Source organism: Echinicola pacifica DSM 19836 (assembly GCF_000373245.1).
Taxonomy (GTDB): Bacteria; Bacteroidota; Bacteroidia; order Cytophagales; family Cyclobacteriaceae; genus Echinicola; species Echinicola pacifica.
The window spans coordinates 229,068-245,814 of the sequence record NZ_KB890739.1 but is presented as its reverse complement, the minus strand read 5'-3'; the positions used below and the strand labels follow the sequence as shown (position 1 = coordinate 245,814).

General features: G+C 44.1%; 14 protein-coding genes. 3 read left to right on the top strand and 11 right to left on the bottom strand.

From position 1 onward, the window contains the following. Window positions 1–313: 313 nt before the first annotated feature. The 8 genes from leuB to ilvD form a co-directional block, all read right to left on the bottom strand. Complete coding sequence (gene leuB / locus B050_RS0105560; RefSeq protein ID WP_018472905.1) at window positions 314–1,381, bottom strand: 3-isopropylmalate dehydrogenase; 1,068 nt, start codon at window positions 1,379–1,381, stop codon at window positions 314–316. After that, window positions 1,350–2,930 (bottom strand): alpha-isopropylmalate synthase regulatory domain-containing protein, encoded by a 1,581-nt coding sequence (locus B050_RS0105555; RefSeq protein WP_026235662.1) that lies wholly within the window; start codon window positions 2,928–2,930, stop codon window positions 1,350–1,352. Before B050_RS0105555 ends, leuB begins: the two co-directional genes overlap by 32 nt. A gap of 168 nt (window positions 2,931–3,098) precedes the next feature. Further along, window positions 3,099–3,692, bottom strand: a complete 594-nt coding sequence (gene leuD / locus B050_RS0105550; RefSeq protein WP_018472903.1) for a 3-isopropylmalate dehydratase small subunit — start codon at window positions 3,690–3,692, stop codon at window positions 3,099–3,101. An 18-nt stretch (window positions 3,693–3,710) separates the two neighbouring features. After that, on the bottom strand, window positions 3,711–5,108 hold the full coding sequence (gene leuC, locus B050_RS0105545) for a 3-isopropylmalate dehydratase large subunit (RefSeq protein ID WP_018472902.1): 1,398 nt from the start codon (window positions 5,106–5,108) through the stop codon (window positions 3,711–3,713). Between the two features lie 156 nt (window positions 5,109–5,264). Continuing rightward, on the bottom strand, window positions 5,265–6,308 hold the full coding sequence (ilvC, locus tag B050_RS0105540; RefSeq protein WP_018472901.1) for a ketol-acid reductoisomerase: 1,044 nt from the start codon (window positions 6,306–6,308) through the stop codon (window positions 5,265–5,267). Between the two features lie 11 nt (window positions 6,309–6,319). Further along, window positions 6,320–6,823 carry an acetolactate synthase small subunit gene (ilvN, locus tag B050_RS0105535; RefSeq protein ID WP_018472900.1) on the bottom strand — a complete coding sequence of 168 codons (504 nt, stop codon included), beginning with the start codon at window positions 6,821–6,823 and terminating at the stop codon, window positions 6,320–6,322. Between the two features lie 12 nt (window positions 6,824–6,835). Beyond that, on the bottom strand, window positions 6,836–8,530 hold the full coding sequence (gene ilvB, locus B050_RS0105530) for a biosynthetic-type acetolactate synthase large subunit (RefSeq protein WP_018472899.1): 1,695 nt from the start codon (window positions 8,528–8,530) through the stop codon (window positions 6,836–6,838). Between the two features lie 56 nt (window positions 8,531–8,586). Continuing rightward, a complete protein-coding gene (gene ilvD / locus B050_RS0105525) occupies window positions 8,587–10,269 on the bottom strand; it encodes a dihydroxy-acid dehydratase (protein ID WP_018472898.1) in 1,683 nt (560 codons plus the stop codon). A 563-nt stretch (window positions 10,270–10,832) separates the two neighbouring features. Here ilvD and ispE point away from each other — a divergent pair. Further along, window positions 10,833–11,651, top strand: coding sequence for a 4-(cytidine 5'-diphospho)-2-C-methyl-D-erythritol kinase (ispE, locus tag B050_RS0105510; protein ID WP_018472895.1), 819 nt, complete (start codon window positions 10,833–10,835; stop codon window positions 11,649–11,651). 54 nt (window positions 11,652–11,705) lie between these two features. On the opposite strand, the gene B050_RS0105505 is transcribed toward ispE, so the two are convergent. The 3 genes from B050_RS0105505 to tgt are packed head-to-tail and all read right to left on the bottom strand — an operon-like array spanning window position 11,706 to window position 14,834. Continuing rightward, window positions 11,706–12,626: a DMT family transporter gene (locus tag B050_RS0105505; RefSeq protein WP_018472894.1), complete on the bottom strand. Its 921-nt coding sequence runs from the start codon at window positions 12,624–12,626 to the stop codon at window positions 11,706–11,708. A gap of 4 nt (window positions 12,627–12,630) precedes the next feature. Continuing rightward, window positions 12,631–13,704 carry an LptF/LptG family permease gene (locus B050_RS0105500; RefSeq protein WP_026235661.1) on the bottom strand — a complete coding sequence of 358 codons (1,074 nt, stop codon included), beginning with the start codon at window positions 13,702–13,704 and terminating at the stop codon, window positions 12,631–12,633. After that, window positions 13,704–14,834 carry a tRNA guanosine(34) transglycosylase Tgt gene (gene tgt / locus B050_RS0105495; protein ID WP_018472892.1) on the bottom strand — a complete coding sequence of 377 codons (1,131 nt, stop codon included), beginning with the start codon at window positions 14,832–14,834 and terminating at the stop codon, window positions 13,704–13,706. Before tgt ends, B050_RS0105500 begins: the two co-directional genes overlap by 1 nt. Window positions 14,835–14,967: 133 nt before the next feature. On the opposite strand from tgt, the gene B050_RS0105490 reads away from it, so the two are divergent. Together B050_RS0105490 and B050_RS0105485 are read left to right on the top strand one after the other, a co-directional pair. Beyond that, a complete protein-coding gene (locus B050_RS0105490; RefSeq protein WP_018472891.1) occupies window positions 14,968–16,095 on the top strand; it encodes a glycosyltransferase in 1,128 nt (375 codons plus the stop codon). Then, entirely contained in the window at window positions 16,086–16,697 is a 612-nt protein-coding gene (locus B050_RS0105485; RefSeq protein ID WP_018472890.1) for an RNA polymerase sigma factor, read from the top strand. Before B050_RS0105490 ends, B050_RS0105485 begins: the two co-directional genes overlap by 10 nt. Window positions 16,698–16,747 lie beyond the last annotated feature (50 nt).

Here is a 16,747-nt window from a genome sequence, read left to right as displayed (position 1 = left end):
ATTATCATAATTTCTTACGCTGAAAAACCCACCTAGATCATTTTATAATGCGATCGCTACTTGATAGGAGGGCTCAGTGAAAGGTAAAGCTGTCCACTATAAGTGCCCCCCTTCAAGTGTAAGAAGTATCTTTAGTAAAATCAAATCACCTACAATCTCAAATTTTGGTGTGATTAATCGGTAGGATCTCCACCGCTCACTTCTGTATTTTTCATAAAGAGATTAAGTCTGCCGGGCTTCTGGCAGGTATAACAAAAAAAACGGAACCCAAAATGGATTCCGTCTCTAACTATTCATATCAATACTATCTAAATTACTTTAGAATCTGCTCCGCCAGCCAATCTCCCACTTCGGAAGTTTTATAAGCCTTATCGCCTTCAGCGATATCTTCTGTCACCACTCCTTCTGCAAGAGAGAGGTTTACGACATCAGAAATAGCTTTAGCCTCATCTTTAAGGTCAAATGCATACTCAAACATCATAGCAGCAGAGAGCACAGTCGCCAATGGATTGGCGATGTCCTTGCCAGCAGCTTGAGGATAAGAACCATGGATAGGCTCAAACAACTTCACATCAGTACCCAAAGAAGCGGAAGGCATCAAGCCCATAGAGCCAGAGATCACACTAGCTTCATCCGTAAGGATATCACCAAAGAGGTTTTCGGTGATCAATACATCATAGGCTTTAGGCCACTGGATAAGTCGCATGGCTACGGCATCGACAAATTCATACTCCACTTTCACATCCGGATAATCTGCTTCCAGCTCCTGAACGGTCTCTCTCCATAGCCTGGAGGTCGCCATCACGTTGGCCTTATCTACGCAGGTCAACAGTTTTCTTCTTTTTTGAGCAAATTCGAAGCCCATTCTCGCCAAACGAGTGATTTCTTCCTTGCTATATATATTAGTATCAAAAGCTTTGGTTCCTTGCTCATTTCTTCCACGAGGCTCACCGAAATAGATACCACCAGTAAGCTCTCTTAAGAACACCAGGTCAGTACCTTCGATACGGTCTTTTTTCAATGGAGATTTATGGATTAGGGAAGGGAAGGTAAAAGTAGGTCGAACGTTTGAAAAAAGGCCTAATTTCCTTCTCATGTCTAACAATCCTTGCTCAGGTCTTACTTTAGCTTTGGGATCATTATCATATTTCGGGTCACCGATTGCACCAAAAAGCACAGCATCAGCCTTAAGGCATATCTCATGTGTGGCGTCAGGGTAAGGGTTTCCGGTGGCGTCAATAGCCGCGGCTCCTACTACAGCTTCGGTAAAAGTAATTGTGTGTCCAAATTTTTGACCGATAGCTTTAATCACCTTTACGGTTTGCTCGATCACTTCTGGTCCAATGCCATCACCTGGCAGCAGTGCGATATTCATTTCCATGGTTTGTATTTTCTGTTGTTCCTAAAGTAATTTGTTCTATAATATTTAGCATTTTTTCTGTGGCCATCATTGCAGCCACAGTCTGGTCACTGTCCAGGCCTTTGGTTTTGATAATCCTACCATAATCCCAGGTGATTACCGTTTCCACGAAGGCATCCGTCTTACCACCTGGAGGGATGCTGACACTAAAGTCTGTAAGCTTTGGAAGCTTCTTACCCAAGGTCTGGTAAATCTCCTGTACCGCAAGCATAAAAGAGTCAAATTGGCCATTGCCAGAAGCGTGAGCTTCATAGCTGCTGCCGAGGATGTTTAGCTTCAGCTGCACCGTTGGCTTGAGGCCTTTGGAGTGAGTCATATGATAGCCTTCAATACTGATATCCTTACGGATAGAGTTATTCTGAAGCACATCAGATATGATATAAGGAAGGTCTTCGGTGGTGACCCTTTCCTTACGGTCTCCTAGTTCGATGATTTTTTGCGTCACCTTAGTGAGTTCATCCGGCTCAAGGGAGATCCCCAATTCCATCAGGTTCTTGAGGATATTCGCTTTGCCAGAGGTCTTGCCAAGAGCATATTTTCTTGTTCTCCCAAATCGCTCGGGAAGGAGGTCATTGAAATAAAGGTTCTTTTTATTATCTCCATCTGCATGGATTCCGGCGGTTTGGGTGAATACATTTTCACCCACCACGGGTTTATTAGATGGGATATGCAGTCCAGAGAACTGCTCCACTAATTTACTTACCCTATAGATTTTATTTTCCTGAATATTCAGTTTTGTAGAAGTAAAATCCGATAAGGCGGCGGCGACACTTTCCAAAGGAGCGTTGCCGGCTCTTTCTCCCAGACCATTGATGGTGGAATGTACCCCTTTCACTCCGTTTTTCACTGCCTCAAGGACATTGGCAACGGAGAGATCGTAATCATTATGGGCATGAAAGTCAAAATGTACCTTCGGAAAAGTAGCGTGTACCTCTGCGATAAAAGTCGCTACTTCTTCAGGCTTCAGGATTCCAAGAGTATCAGGAAGCATGATTCGCTCCACCTGCTGGTCCTTCAAAAAGTCAATAAGTGATAAGGTATATTCCTTAGAATTACGCATGCCACTGCTCCAGTCTTCCAGGTATACATTGACGGCGATGCCTTTTTGGCGGGCATAGTCAATGCATTTTTTGATATCTGCAAAATGCCTTTCAGGAGTTTTTTTAAGCTGATGGACCAGGTGATTTAGAGAGCCTTTGGTCAGGAGGTTGAGCACTTTGGCACCAGCTTCCACTAACCAATCTACTGAGGCTGGCGTATCGACAAATCCGAGAACTTCTACTCTATCGAGGTATCCTTTTTCGGTTGCCCAATGCGTGATTTTCTTCACCCCCTCCAGCTCTCCTTCAGAAACCCTTGCGGATGCCACTTCAATCCTGTCCACCTTCAATTCCTCCAAGAGCAGTTTAGCAATTTGGAGTTTTTCGGAAGGCAGGAAAGATACGCCCGAGGTCTGTTCGCCATCCCTCAGCGTGGTATCCATGATTTCTATTTGATGATGAAGACGCATGTTATTTAGTATCTAGTGACTAGCATCAAGTGTCTAGTATCAGGTAATAATAATAGTATCAAGCCCAATGCACTCAGGGGGCGGCTGGGCGATCAACATTAATTATGGGAGCGCAGGGGCTAGCGAAGCCGACCGCTACGCTCCCATTAGTATTATAATCGTGGCGACTTATCGTCTGGAAGGCTCAAAGGCCAGGATTTCCTCTTTCATACTCAGGAGGTAATCGATATCATCAAAGCCATTTTGCATATTGTCCTTTTTATAGGAGTTGATGTCAAAAGACTCAGAAGTACCTGTGCTGAGCAGGGTTATGGTTTGTTTTTCGATATCCACTTCCACCTCAGTTTTAGGATCCTTCTCCACTTCCGCGAAGATTTCGTCCAGGAATTCAGGGCTGATGGTCACTGGAAGAATGCCGATATTTAGGGCATTATTTTTGAAGATATCAGCAAAAAAGCTAGAAACCACACATCTGAAGCCATAATCATAGATGGCCCATGCGGCATGCTCCCGGCTAGATCCTGAACCGAAGTTTTTACCTGCCACGAGTACTTTACCGCTATAAGTAGGGTCATTCAGTACAAAATCCGCTTTAGGGTTGCCCTCGTTATCATATCTCCAATCCCTGAATAGATTATCTCCAAAACCTTCTCTAGTGGTAGCTTTCAGAAATCGAGCAGGGATGATCTGGTCCGTATCCACATTCTCTGTTGACAAGGGGACCACCGTACTTTTTAATACATTAAACTTATCGTAAGCCATTGTTTAGATCGTTTTAGATTATACTTCGCGTGGGTCAGTCACTTCGCCTGTGATGGCCACTGCCGCCACAGTCAATGGAGAGGCGAGCAAGGTTCTTGCTCCAGGTCCTTGACGACCTTCAAAATTCCTGTTGGAGGTAGACACAGCGTATTTACCGGCAGGGATTTTATCATCGTTCATGGCTAGGCAAGCCGAGCAGCCAGGCTGTCTCAGTTTGAAACCAGCTTCTTCAAGTATTTCTACCAAGCCTTCTTTGATCGCCAGTCTTTCTACTTCTCTAGATCCAGGAACGATCCAAGCGGTGATATTATCTGCTTTTTTCTTTCCTTTCACGAAGTTGGCTACGGAGCGAATATCTTCGATACGTCCATTGGTACAGCTACCAACGAAGACATAGTCAATTTTCTTCCCTTGGATAGGTTCACCGGGCTGGAAGCCCATATAATCCAATGACTTCAGGTAGGTTTTTTTATTACTTCCTTCCATACCGTCTGTGGTAGGGATATTGCCTTTTACTTTGATCCCCATACCAGGGTTGGTACCATAGGTGATCATAGGTTCGATGTCGGCAGCATCATAGGTATATTCAAGATCAAACTCAGCGCCATCATCGGTTTTGAGGGTTTTCCAATAGGCCACAGCCTTATCCCAATCTTCGCCTTTAGGCGCATGGTCTTTCCCTTCGAGGTAGTCGAATGTGGTCTGATCAGGAGCGATCAGTCCACCTCTAGCCCCCATCTCAATACTCATATTACAGATGGTCATTCGCGCTTCCATGCTGAGGCTTTGGATCGCAGATCCGGCATACTCCAGGAAGTAACCAGTGCCACCACTAGCGGAGATTTTTGAGATGATATAAAGGATGATGTCCTTGGAAGTGACGCCTTCGCCGAGTTCACCATTGACGGTGATTCTCATTCTTTTTGGCTTGGACTGCATGATGCACTGAGAGGCAAAAACCATCTCCACTTCGCTGGTACCGATACCAAAAGCGATAGCGCCAAAAGCTCCATGGGTAGAAGTGTGGCTATCTCCACATACAATGGTCATTCCTGGCTGGGTAATACCGAGCTCGGGACCAATAACATGGACGATACCGTGATGATCTGATCCTAGATCATGCAGTTCAATATCGTGGTTTTTGCAGTTTTGGCGAAGCTTTTCCACCTGCATACGGGAAAGCTTATCTTTTATAGTTTTATCCTGATCGATCGTGGGTACGTTATGATCAGGAGTGGCTACAGTACGCTCCGGAAAGAGCACCTTATTCCCTCTGGTTTCAAGGTTAAGGAATGCCACTGGACTGGTTACTTCATGGATAAAGTGCTTATCAATGAAAAACACATCAGGGCCGCCCGGAACGGACTTAACCACGTGTGCATCCCAGACTTTGTCAAATAATGTTTTCTGTTCCATCTGTTCTGTTGTCAATCGTCTTAAAATCCAGAAGGAATAGGTTTAAAAGCCTGAGCTTCTACCTATTCCTCCCGAATATTGTTTCGGGAAAGTCTCTATCTACTGCACATTATCTCTAATCTCTTCATAATCTAAGACCTCCCAATAAGCTATAAATTAATTATTTTCTGGTCTCAATTTGCGGACAGTTGCTCCAGCTCTCCACATTTCAGATTCTCTAAGCTCAGTCAATTCTACTTCAAGCTTCTCTCTGTAATCAGACTTACTGTTAGACTCGATAGACTTGGCAGCTTCCTGACCGTCGGTTACGCTTTTGTAAAGCGCCTCGAATACTGGCTTAGAAGCATCTCTGAATGGCTTCCACCAGTCCAAAGCACCTCTTTGTGCTGTTGTAGAGCAGTTGGCATACATCCAGTCCATTCCATTTTCAGCTACCAAAGGCATAAGAGACTGAGTAAGCTCTTCTACCGTTTCGTTGAAAGCTTCAGAAGGAGAGTGACCATTTTCTCTCAACACTTCATACTGAGCAGCAAAGATCCCTTGGATAGCTCCCATCAAAGTACCTCTTTCGCCGGTAAGGTCAGAAGTCACTTCTCTGTAGAAGTTGGTTTCGAACAAGTATCCAGAACCCACGCCGATACCAAGAGCGATTACTCTCTCACGGGCCTTGCCTGTAGCGTCCTGATAGATTGCAAAAGAAGAGTTAAGTCCTCTACCTTCTACAAACATTCTTCTCAAAGAAGTACCTGATCCTTTTGGTGCTACCAGGATTACGTCCACATCTTCAGGTGGAATGATACCAGTCTGGTCTTTATAAGTAACTCCAAAACCGTGAGAAAAATAAAGAGTCTTACCAGGAGTAAGGTGTTTCTTTACGGTTGGCCATAGAGAAATTTGACCTGCATCAGAAAGTAAGAACTGAAGAATGGTGCCTTTTTCGCAAGCTTCTTCAAGCTCAAAAAGGGTTTCGCCAGGTACCCATCCGTCAGCGACAGCCTTGTCCCAAGTTTTGGAATTTTTACGCTGACCAACGATTACATTAAAACCATTGTCTTTAAGGTTTAGAGCCTGTCCAGGACCTTGAACACCATAGCCTAATACAGCAATGGTCTCATCCTTAAGTACTTCTCTGGCTTTCTCAAGAGGGAATTCTTCTCTTGTTACTACATCTTCTTCAACTGTTCCGAATTTCAGTTTCATTGTTTCTAGATTTAATTATTCAAATATTGTGCTATTGTTCCCATTGGTTTGGCCACGGCCACGCGTCCAGATCGGGCAAATTCCAGGATATTAAAATCCTGCAAAATCTCCAATAAGGCCTTGGTGTCCTCTTTATGGCCGGTCATTTCGATGACTACAAATTCTTTTTCCGCAGAAATAATCCTTGCATTGTATTGGCGAATTACCTTCTCCAATCCCGGATCCAAACTGCTTATTGGGATTTTGTAAAGGGCGATCTCCTGATACACCACTTCCTCATCCAAATAATAAAAAGACTTGATCACATCGATAATCTTCTCGGTTTGCTTCACGATCTGGATCACTTGATCCTCCGTGGTGGTCACTTCTATCGTGATCCTATGCACTCCGTCTTCCTTACTTTCTGATGCCGTAAGGGCGTCTATATTTACACCCCTTCTAGTGAAAATCAAGGTTACCCGATTAAGGATACCTATAAAATTCTCAGTAAAAAGAGATACAGTATATCGATTCATAAAATATTGAGCTTAGGTTAGTCTAACTTCTTCTACAGAACACCCTGTCGGGATCATTGGAAAAACATTATCTTCTTTTTCCACTACCACTTCCAGGAAGTATGGTCCCTGATGGGACATCATTTCTGCTACCGTATCACGGAGATTCCCTCTCTCAGAGACCTTCGTGGCTTTCATATTATACGCCTCAGCAATCTTTACAAAATCCGGGTTGTCCAGCTCTGTAAAGGAATAACGCTTATCAAAGAATAGCTGCTGCCACTGTCTTACCATTCCAAGGAAGTCATTATTAAGCAGTACTACCTTCACTGGTGCCTTAGTCTGCATGATGGTCCCAAGCTCCTGGATCGTCATCTGTATACCGCCATCTCCTACCACACATACCACCTGACGATTCACGTCTGCTAGCTGCGCACCAAGTGCTGCGGGAAGGCTGAATCCCATCGTACCAAGTCCACCTGAGGTGATCTGGGTACGTGTCTGCTTGTACTTAAAGTACCTCCAAGCGATCATCTGATGCTGACCTACATCGGTCACCAGCACAGCATTGTCATTCTTAAACTCATTGATATATCGGATCACTTCACCCATAGTCAGCCCGATTTTGGTCGGAGAGAGATCTAAGGAAACCACCGCACTCTTCTCATCTTCTTCCAATTCCCGGAATTTACTTACCCAGTCTGCATGGTTATTTTCATTCACCTTGGCAGTCAGAAGAGGAAGACTTTCTTTGCAGTCAGCTAATACCGACACTTCACATCTTACATTCTTATCGATCTCGGCATTGTCAAGCTCTAGGTGAACCACCTTCGCTTGCTTAGCGTATCGCTTCAGATCGCCCGTCACCCGGTCATCAAATCTCATCCCAATAGCGATCAATACATCACACTTATTGGTAAGGAGGTTTGGAGCATAGTTACCGTGCATTCCCAGCTTACCCACATAGAGTGGATGATCTTCACTAAGTGCGCCTGAGCCTAATAAAGTACAGGCTGCAGGAATCCCTGTTTTGTCAAGGAAAGCCTTAAGCTCTGCCTCGGCGGTGCCGATTACGACACCCTGGCCAAAGACAACATAGGGTCTTTCGGCCTTATTGATCACCTCTGCAGCGCGCTCAATTTCGGACATATTTACCACTGGATAGGGTCTATATGATCTTATGCCTAAGCAAGGCACATAGCTGAACTCACCTAGGGCATTTTGAGCATCCTTGGTAATATCAATCAGTACTGGCCCCGGTCTTCCCGTGCCAGCAATATGAAATCCTTTGGCGATTGCCGGAGCAATATCCTCTACCCTGCGTACCTGTATATTCCACTTGGTACCAGGCATAGAAAATCCCACTACATCTGTTTCCTGAAAAGCATCTGTACCTAGCAGAGCCGAAGCCACCTGACCAGTGATACAGACCAGAGGAGTACTATCGATCAAGGCATCTGCTAAGCCTGTAATAAGGTTAGTAGCACCTGGTCCTGACGTAGCGATGCAGACACCGACCCGACCGGAAACCCGTGCATACCCTTGGGCGGCGTGGATGGCTCCTTGTTCATGCCTTGTAAGTACATGTTTGATTTGATCGGCGTAATCATATAGCGCATCATACACTGGCATGATGGCTCCTCCTGGGTATCCAAAGATATACTCTGAATTCTCGGCTACCAAGGATTTGATTACGATCTCAGCTCCTCTGATTCTCGAATCTTTCATTGTTAAAATATATTATATTTGAGGTTCAAGTCCTTTTTTATGATTGGTCTATAATGTTACTTTTGATCTGTAACACACCCCTCAGACGCGGTAGATACTAATAAATTATATTTCTTTAAAGTACCTTCCAGATGACTCAAGTCCTTTTGTTTCCAGCTTTTCTTCCTTTCGGCAAACTGCTCTTCGGATAGATTTACATTGATCTCCAGGCTATCGGCATCGATGGTAATGATATCACCATCTGCGATCAGTCCAATAGGACCTCCCAGATAGGCTTCTGGAGTCACGTGACCCACCACAAAACCATGGGTACCTCCTGAGAATCGGCCATCTGTCACCATCGCAACATCAGAACCAAGTCCCGCACCAATGATAATAGACGTAGGCTTGAGCATCTCAGGCATGCCTGGACCACCTTTTGGCCCTACATTTCTGATCACTACAACGTCTCCTTTTTGTACATTTTTATTCTTCATCGCCTCATTGGCCGATTCCTCACTGTCAAATACCCTGGCAGTACCCGTGAAGCTTTTCCCCTCTTTTCCAGAGATCTTTGCTACTGCTCCTCCTGGAGCAAGGTTACCATGCAATACGCAAAGGTGGCCAGACTCCTTGATAGGATTATCCAATGGATGGATAACGCTCTCCTTGGAAACTTTCACTGGCTCTATGCCTTCGAGGTTTTCGGCCATGGTCTTACCAGTAACCGTGATACAATCTCCATGAAGCAAGCCTTCATTCAGGAAGTATTTCAAAAATGCCGGAAGACCGCCTATTTCATATAAATCTTCCATCATGAACTTACCACTAGGCTTGAAGTCTCCCAATACCGGAGTCTCCGCATTGATTTTCTTGAAATCTTCAAGGGTAAACTCTATCCCGGCCGTCTTGGCGATAGCCAGAATATGAAGGGCAGCATTGGTACTTCCACCAAGGGCAACCGTAACTCTAACTGCATTTTCAAGACTCTTGCGAGTAATAATATCTTTTGGCTTGATATCCAGCGCCAATAGCTGCTTGATATACTTGCCCATATTGGCACATTCATCACGCTTCTCCTGAGAAGTGGCAGGATAAGAAGAGCTAAAAGGCAGGGAAAGCCCCATTGCCTCGATCGCTGAAGACATGGTGTTGGCAGTATACATTCCACCACAAGCCCCTGCACCAGGACAGGCATTCTTGATCACTCCCATATAATCCTCATCGGAGATCTGACCATTGATCTTCTTTCCGTAAGCTTCGAAGGCTGAAACGATATTTAACTTTTCTCCTTTATAGTGTCCTGAACGGATGGTACCGCCAAAAACCATAATCGCTGGTCGATTGATACGCAACATACCCATTACCACGCCGGGCATATTCTTATCACAACCCGGGATGGTCACCACCCCGTCAAAAGAATGACCCAAAATGAAGGATTCGATGGAGTCAGCAATTACCTCCCGAGAAGGAAGACTGTACTTCATACCGGAAGTACCCATGGACTGCCCATCAGAAATCCCAATAGTGTTAAAAATAAAGCCTGAAAGATCCGCCTTTTCGGTGGATTCCTTAATATCTGCCGCAAAGCTGTTGAGGTGCATATTGCAAGGATTGCTCTCATACCCACAACTCGCTACCCCTACGAAGGGCTGCTTCATCTTTTTATCACTGATACCGGTGGCATATAACATCGCCATAGCCGCAGGATTCTCCTGATTATCACTGATTTCCCAACTATATTTCTTCAAATCACTCATTATGTATATTTTCTTCTGTTTTATGCCTTATAAAAAAAAGTGCCTCAGGGTATGAGGCACTTTATTGCTTTATGGATGTTTTACAATAGTCTAGCGCCTCATTTACAAGTGAAAATGAGAATGATAATAAAGTTAATGACGCTGACTATTTTTAACATGCTATTTTTAGTGTTTAGTGGTATCGAACCTTTTCTTTTTCTAATTGCTTAACAAAAGTAAAACCCTAATTCCACACTTACAATATTTTATTTCATTTTTTAAAATGAAATAAAAATTAAACTATTGCATTACTCCTATTTCACTTTAGTTTTTGATAGTCTTTTTTATGTATTACCCACTTTTTTGTGTTATATCAAAAAGAATTTCAGAATTTTCAAAATAATCTTCTGATTTCATTTTATTTTAAATTTTTGTTAAAAAAAACAGGAATAATAATCCCTCAAACCAACTTTTGAAGGCCATTTCGAAAGAAATCACAAAGATTCCACCTAGCACTTCCCCTTTGACCAAAAAAATATACATCATTTTTAATACTTTTGCTCTGATACTTTGCCCCATATTTTATGTTACTATTCCCCAATGCCAAGATCAATCTTGGATTATATATCACTGAAAAGCGAAAAGACGGCTATCATAACCTGATTACTTGCATGATCCCCATCCCGCTTACAGATGCCCTGGAGATCATCCCCGCAGACAAAACCTCCTTCAAAAACACAGGAATCCTTATCCCTGGAAATGAAAAGGACAACCTGATTCTAAAAGCCCTGAAGCTACTCAGAAAAGACTTCAATGACCTCCCTAATATCCAAATTCACTTACACAAAACCATCCCCATGGGAGCAGGCCTCGGCGGAGGCTCAGCAGATGGCGCCTTTGCCATTAGCATGATGAATAGCATGTTTGATCTCCATCTCGAAGATTGGTTTCTCGAGGACTATGCTGCAGAACTGGGGAGCGACTGCCCTTTCTTTATAGAGAATAAGCCTAAAATAGCTACCGGCAGGGGCGAGATCCTTGAAGACCTCTCCATCGACCTCTCCGACTGCCACCTTGTCCTGATCAATCCTGCCATCCATATAGGCACCAAAGAAGCGTATGCAGGTGTCAGTCCCGCTGCCCCCACATATGATATTCGGGAAACCCTGGCGGATCGGAAGCTTTGGAAAGAAAGACTAAGCAATGATTTCGAAACCAGCATCTTTCCGAAACACCCCGAAATAGCAGAGGTTAAGGAACAGCTATATACTAGTGGAGCTTTCTATGCCTCCATGTCGGGCTCTGGCTCCACCGTGTTTGGACTATTTGATCATGCCCCGAAGCTTCTGGACTACCCCGAGCACTATTTCACGTATTCAGCCCCCTTAGAGGTAAAATCCTGAGAGGAAGTCCAAAAAATATAGGTCAATAAAGCCCTGCCTTCCAGGACGTGGGCTTTACTGCACTCTTAGCAATTGTTTATTCTTCCTTTTCTTATAGACATAATTAAAAACTGGGTACAGCGCTACCGAGGCCAGGATGATCAAGGTGCCAAAATAGAAACCTTCCGTCATCTTTTCCTTCTCCCCAAATATCAAAACGGCAAGGGCTATTCCATACACCGGCTCCATATTTACGCTAAGGTTAATCACAAATACCGAGAGCCTTTTCATTAGTTCTACCGAAACAGAGAAGGCATACACTGTACAAATTCCACTTAGTACCAGTAACCAAAACCAATCTGCGGCAGTAGGAATCAATTGTAATCCTGATTCGCCTGCCCAATAATAAGCATATATAGGCATGAAAAGCACGGAGAAAGCGCATGCTCCAGCCATCTCATAGAATGTAAGGAGGTAGGCCGAGTGTTTTTTGGTAAGTAATCCATTGCTTACGGTAAAGCAAGCCCCCAGAAATGCGGAGGCCACCGCCATCAGCAGACCTTCCCAATGCTCAAATTCAAATCTAAAAATCACATATAAACCCAGCAGGACGATGAGTCCCAGCATGACCTCATACCATTTCACCTGAGACTTATTCACCATGGGCTCCAGGAATGCTGTCCATAGAGAGCAGGTCGCAATTCCTGCTAAGCATACGGATGCCGTGGCCACCCGGGCAGCACCAAAAAACAAGATCCAATGCATGCCGATCAGGGCTCCAGTGCCGATGACTTTCCAGAAATCTTCTTTTGGCAGACGCATATTTCTTTTGCGCAGCAAAAAGAAAAGCCCCAATATCCCCGAGGCTATCAAGGTTCTATAAAACACAATCTCCACTGCCGGGATGCTTATCAATAGTCCCAAGATGGCTGTAAAGCCCCATATCAATACCACAAGATGCAGCATCAGATAATCTTTTGCAGAGGTGCTATTCATTGGTTTATCGAGGGATAGTTTTATACATCACTAAGCCAGTCAAGGCAAAAATGATATTGGGGAGCCATATGGCGAATATCGGGTAAGTGGTCCCTGCTTCCGCAAAAGTACGAGAAAGCAAAAACAAAATAATATACACAAAGGCCAGCATGAAGCCCAGGGCAATCTTAAAGCCTGAGCCGCCGCGAGTTTTCTTTGAAGACACGATCACGCCTATAAAAGTCAATATAATCGCTGCAAAAGGTGACATGAAGCGCACATAACGTTCGATTTTATAAAAACTAACATTGTCTGCCCCACGCTCTTCCAGCACCTTGATCTGCTTACTTAATTCAGGCAGGATCAGCGTTTCGTGGTGATTCGGAGGCAGGTCAAAGTCATTTGGAGTAATAGATAGCACGGTATCCATCTCTTCTCCCACGGAGAAGTCTTCACCCATATCCTGCAGCTTTCTGATCTTCCAGTTTTTCACCTTCCAGGCATTGGTGGTGGTGTCCCAGGTAATCCTATCTGCGGTCAACTTACTGATCAGCCGTCCCTCAGTGATATGCTCCAAGGTAAAGCTGTAGCCCGTTTTAGGCCCTGTATAGTACTTAGAAATATAGGCATATACATCAGGGGCTACCTTGACATGGAGGTTTTGGTAATTAAACTGAGCGTCATCATCCAGGTACTCCATTTTAAACTTATATAATGAAGCGGTGGCTCCCGGCAAGACCCAGCCATTGAGAAGGAAACTGGCTATTGCAATCATCGCTGCACCCATCAGAAAGGGGCGCAGCATTCTGATAAAGCTAATGCCACTGCTCAGAATCGCCACTATCTCTGTGCGGCCCGCCATCCTCGAAGTGATGAAAATCACGGAAATAAAGACTGTAATCGGTGTCAGAAGATTATTTAAGTACAGCCCATAATTGAACATATACTTTAAAATCTCCCCTGAAGGCACCTCATTACGGATAAACGCATCATTCTTTTCGGTAAAATCCAATACCAAAACAATAAGAATCAACATCAACACCACAAAAAAGTAGGTTTTGAGGAAATCTTTAATGATAAGTTTATCCAGTATTTTGATCATAATCTTGTGCTTACTTTTTTGACCATCATGTCTTTCCAGGCAGAAAACTCCCCTGTCTTGATCTTCTCTCTCGCCTCAGCTACCAGCCAAAGGTAGAAGCTCAGGTTATGCACACTTGCTATCTGAGCAGCCAGAATCTCCTTGCTAACGGTGAGGTGTCTCAAATAAGCTTTGGAATAGAAATTACTCACATAGCTATTGATACTAGAATCTATAGGGGAGAAATCATCCTTCCATTTTTCATTTCGCATATTCATAATCCCCTCAGAGGTGAATAACATCCCATTTCGGGCATTGCGGGTGGGCATCACGCAGTCAAACATATCCACACCCAAGGCAATACACTCCAGAATATTTGCGGGAGTCCCCACCCCCATAAGGTAACGAGGCTTGTCGGAAGGAAGTATATCGGTGACCAATTCGGTCATCTCATACATCATCTCAGCGGGCTCTCCCACGGACAAGCCACCGATCGCATTGCCGTCCCTCTCGCAGGAAGCGATAAATTCCGCAGATTGCTTTCGCAGGTCTTTATACACACTTCCCTGCACGATGGGGAATAGCGTCTGGTTATAGCCATATTTCCCTTCGGTCTTGTCCACCTGCTCGATGCAGCGCTTCAGCCAGCGATGTGTCATACCCATGCTTTCGCGTGCATAGCCATAGTCGCAGGGATAGGGCGTACACTCATCAAAGGCCATGATGATATCCGCACCGATGGTTCGCTGGATGTCCATGACATTCTCCGGAGTGAAGTTATGTTTTGAGCCATCTATATGGCTCTTAAACATCACACCTTCCTCGGTAATCTTGCGAGTACCAGCAAGAGAAAACACCTGATATCCTCCACTATCGGTCAGGATCGGTTTATTCCAGCCATTAAACTTATGTAAGCCCCCGGCCTTTTCGAGTATATCCAGACCAGGTCTAAGGTAGAGATGGTAGGTATTACCCAATATGATCTGTGCCTTCACATCATAGGTCAACTCCCTCTGATGCACCGCCTTGACAGAACCAGCGGTTCCGACAGGCATAAAAATGGGCGTTTGGATATCGCCATGGTCGGTTTTAACGATTCCCGCTCTGGCTTTACTTTTTTCGTCTTTATGCTCAAGAATAAACTTCATGAAATCTCCTTTTCAATCCAGATCAAACGATCTAGTTATGATTTAATTATCAAATCTGTCACAAAAATATAAGCTTATCCTTAAAAGAGTTGCTGTTTTTGATTTTATCTTTGCCTTGTAATCAAACTATCCAATGATCATTAATTTTCTCTGGCTCATATTCGGGTTTACGGCATTCATCCAATTTTTCTATTTGCTGGTGGTGTTTGGTAAGCTAAGCTATTTTCGTCAAAATAATACCGACCAGCCCGACCAGCAATTGGAAGGGGTCAGCATTATTATTGCCGCAAGGAATGAGGCCAGGAATCTTGAGGTTTTGATCCCTCTGCTGGCTCAGCAGAATTATGAGGCTTTTGAGATCTTAGTGATCAATGACCGCTCCTTTGATGGTACCCGTGAGGTACTTGCGCAGCTTATGATACAGTACCCTCAGCTGCGTACGGTCACCATAGATTACACTCCTGCCCATGTCACGCCAAAGAAGTATGCGCTAACCCTGGGCATCAAGGTGGCCAAGTACGATGTATTGGTCCTGACGGATGCGGACTGCCTGCCCGCCACCCAGGATTGGGTAAAGCTTCTGACACGGCCCATTCGCATGCAAGGGAAGGTTTTTGCTCTGGGCTATGGTGCTTACCATAAGGAGAAGGGCTTCATCAATGCGCTTATACGATATGAGACTTGGTTTACAGCTATTCAGTATTTCTCCTTTGCGCTATGGAAGGCGCCTTTTATGGGTATTGGCAGAAACCTCGCCTATAGAAGGCAGTATTTTATGGACCAAAAAGCCTTCAAAGGATTATGGCATATTCTGGGGGGAGATGATGATCTGTACGTAAATCGGCATGCCAGCAGAAAAAACACTGCCGTGGTAATCGACCCAAGAAGCATCACCTATTCCACTCCCAAGAAAAAGTTCAATGATTATTTCCTCCAAAAACAGCGTCACTATCAGGCGGGGAGGCATTATAAGGCCGGCGCCAAAATAAAAATTGGCATATATGCATTAAGTCATTTGTTTTTTTGGGCAACAGCCTTAGTTTTGATATGTAATATAAAGGCTTGGGAACTAATTCTGCTGATAACAGTTATTATCTTAGCAAGGGCAGTGCTCCAATGGTCAACATTTAATCAGGCAGTCGAAAAATTAGAGGGCAAACAGAAAGTGATGTGGACTATGTTTTTTGATTTAATGTATTTAAGTTATTTTTGGGTTATTGGGGCTAAAGGTTACCTATCAAAAACAGTTCGATGGAAATAAACGAAAGAGGTTTCTCAGACAAAGCGTTAGAAGATTTTGATTTAATAGATCAGGCGGTTGAGAAAAATGACCAGCAGGCTTATGCTTCCTTGATGAAGAGGTATAAAAAAGCGGTGTATTTTATGATTTTAAAGATGATCCGTGATGCTGACGACGCTGAGGACCTTACCATGGAGGCTTTTGCAAAAGCCTTCCGAAATCTACATAAATTCAAAAAAGACTATACTTTTAGTACTTGGCTATTCCGTATCGCCACTAATAATACAATTGATTTTATTCGGAAAAAGAAGCTGAAGACCATGAGTCTAAATAATACCCTGACGGATGATGGGGGAAACTCGGTCAATATTGACGTAGAAGATGATGATAACAACCCGCAGGACGAGTATATCAGATCCCAGCGCATCGAAATGGTAAGGATATTTGTCAATAAGCTTCCTGCAAAGTACCGTAAGCTAGTAAAACTGCGGTATTTTGATGAGCTCTCCTATGATGAGATCGCCAAGGAGCTGGACAAGCCCCTCGGTACGGTAAAGGCACAGCTGCACCGATCACGTGAATTGCTGTACGAAATCGCTCAAGGTAAAGAAAAGCACATCTAATAAATAAGGGAGAAGGCATTCTATTCTCCTGGACAATTTAAATCATTTAC